General features: G+C 62.9%; 2 protein-coding genes and 1 pseudogene. All 3 read left to right on the top strand.

The window, feature by feature from the left end; all coding sequences use genetic code 11:
* Positions 1-161, top strand: a pseudogene (locus tag EN750_RS30800) (rhizopine-binding protein); the annotation flags it as partial.
* A 111-nt stretch (positions 162-272) separates the two neighbouring features.
* Positions 273-1,349 carry an ABC transporter permease gene (locus tag EN750_RS30795; protein ID WP_127320412.1) on the top strand — a complete coding sequence of 359 codons (1,077 nt, stop codon included), beginning with the start codon at positions 273-275 and terminating at the stop codon, positions 1,347-1,349.
* Between the two features lie 2 nt (positions 1,350-1,351).
* Complete coding sequence (locus EN750_RS30790; protein WP_023810655.1) at positions 1,352-2,119, top strand: ATP-binding cassette domain-containing protein; 768 nt, start codon at positions 1,352-1,354, stop codon at positions 2,117-2,119.
* Positions 2,120-2,208: the final 89 nt, after the last annotated feature.

Below are 2,208 nucleotides of genomic sequence, written 5' to 3'. Positions count from 1 at the left end.
ACCTCGACGTAACCGTGTTCCAGGACGCTGCCGGCCAGGGCGCCGGCGCTCTCGATGCGGCGCTCAAGCTGTCCAAGGGCGAGAAGGTCGAGCACAAGGTCTACGTGCCCTTCCATCTGGTGACGCCAGCCAACATCGACAAGTTCCTGAAGAAGAACTGAGCCGCCAACGGTTCGATACGGAGCGGCGCTCTCGACCAAGACAGCGCCGCTCCCCTCTCTCCCTCAGCGCTGCAGGCGCGAGGGCGACCGCGGCTATGGAGGACAGAATACGTGGCACAGACATCTCATGGCGTGGGCGGCGTCGGTTATGATGCGAAGAAGCGCACATGGCCGGCCGAGTTCAATGTTTTCCTGGCACTGGTCATTCTCGTCGTCATCTTCGAACTGATCGGCCGCATTTTTCTCGGCGACAGCTTCCTGTTCAACACACGCAGCGACGTCGGCGGCATCTTCAACGAAGCGCGCCTGCAGATCATCATCCTGCAGGTGTCGATCGTCGGCATCATCGCCATCGGTGTGACGCAAGTGATCATCACCGGCGGCATCGACCTGTCCTCGGGCTCGATCGTCGGCGCGACCGCCATGATCGCCATGAGCTTCGCCCAGGTGGCGACGGTCAACGGCAACCCCAATCCCAAGGCGATGTTCCTGGCGCAAGGCTGGACCGACCTGCCTGTCATCGTGCCGCTGCTGGTGGCGATCGCCTGCGGCCTGTTCGCCGGCCTGGTCAATGGCGCGCTGATCGCCTACACGCGCATTCCGCCGTTCATCGCCACGCTCGGCATGATGGTGACCGCGCGCGGCATCGCCAAATGGTGGTCCAAGGGCCAGCCGATCTCCTTTCCCACCGAGAGTTTCGCCGGCATCGGCAAAGGCCTGATGCCCGTCGTCATCTTCCTGTCGCTGGCCATCCTGTTCCAGCTGATCATGACCTACACCAGGTACGGCAAGCACTGTTACGCGATCGGCTCCAACGAGGACGCCGCGCGCATGTCCGGCATCAAGATCGCCAACCACAAGATCCTGGTCTACGTCATCGCCGGCATTCTCGCCGCGCTCGCCGCCGTGGTGCTGAGCTCCAAGAACCTGACCGCGCAGTCCGGCATGGGCGTGATGTACGAACTCGACGCCATCGCCATGGCGGTCATCGGCGGCGTCTCCCTGTCGGGCGGCCGCGGCTCGATCATCGGCACGGTGATCGGCTCGCTGATCTTCGGCGTCATCATCTCCGGCTTCACCTTCCTGCGCCTCGACGCCTACTACCAGGAGATGGTCAAGGGTGTGATCATCGTCGGTGCGGTGGTTCTCGACCAGTGGCGCCAACGCCTGCGGGCAATGAGGGCATGACCATGTCAGACATCGTCCTGAAGACTGAAAACCTGACCAAGCGCTATGGCGGCGTGCACGCGCTGGAAGGGGCGAACTTCGAACTGCGCAAGGGCGAGCATGTCGCCATCATGGGCGACAACGGCGCCGGCAAGTCGACCTTCGTGCGCCAGATCACCGGCGTCGAGCAGCGCACCAGCGGCCAGATCTGGTTCGACGGCAAGGAAGTGAACTTTGCCGGGCCGATCGAGGCCCGCACGGCGGGCATCGAGACCGTGTTCCAGAACCTGGCGCTGGCCGACGATCTCGACGTGCCGTCGAACCTGTTCCTCGGGCGCGAGAAGGTGCTGTTCAACCTCGGCCCGTTCTCGATCCTCGACCGCAAGTACATGCGCAAGGCGACCGAGGCGGCGCTCGTCCGCACGGCGGTGAAGATCCCCAATTTGTCCAACACCATCCGCCACATGTCGGGCGGCCAGCGCCAGTGCGTGGCGATCGCCCGGACGGCAACGTTCGCCTCCAAGCTGATCATCATGGACGAGCCAACGGCCGCCCTTGGCGTGCAGGAGACCGCGCAGGTCGAAAACATCGTCCGTACGCTCAAGGACAATGGCGAGCCGCTGATCCTGATCAGCCACAATATGCGCCAGGTGTTCGATCTCTGCGACCGTATCGTCGTGTTCCGGCGCGGCCGCATCGTCGCCAATCTGCGCAAGGAGAACACCGACGGAAACGATATCGTCTCCTACATCACCGGCGCCAAGACCGGAGAGGCGGAACTCGCGGCCTAAAACAGGATGATCACCCTGTTTTAAGGTATGCGTGCTTGAAGCAATCTTGCCCCTTCCTCAGGGAAGGTGCACACAACTCTCTAACCCAT

Source organism: Mesorhizobium sp. M7A.F.Ca.ET.027.03.2.1 (assembly GCF_003999175.1).
Classification (GTDB): Bacteria; Pseudomonadota; Alphaproteobacteria; order Rhizobiales; family Rhizobiaceae; genus Mesorhizobium.
Note: the sequence above shows the minus strand (reverse complement) of the source record. Positions and strands in the feature narration are given on the sequence as shown.

Bases quoted from the DNA above. Each gene is read 5' to 3' on its own strand.
- EN750_RS30790 (WP_023810655.1), top strand. From the start codon at position 1,352: ATGTCAGACATCGTCCTGAAGACTGAAAACCTGACCAAGCGCTATGGC.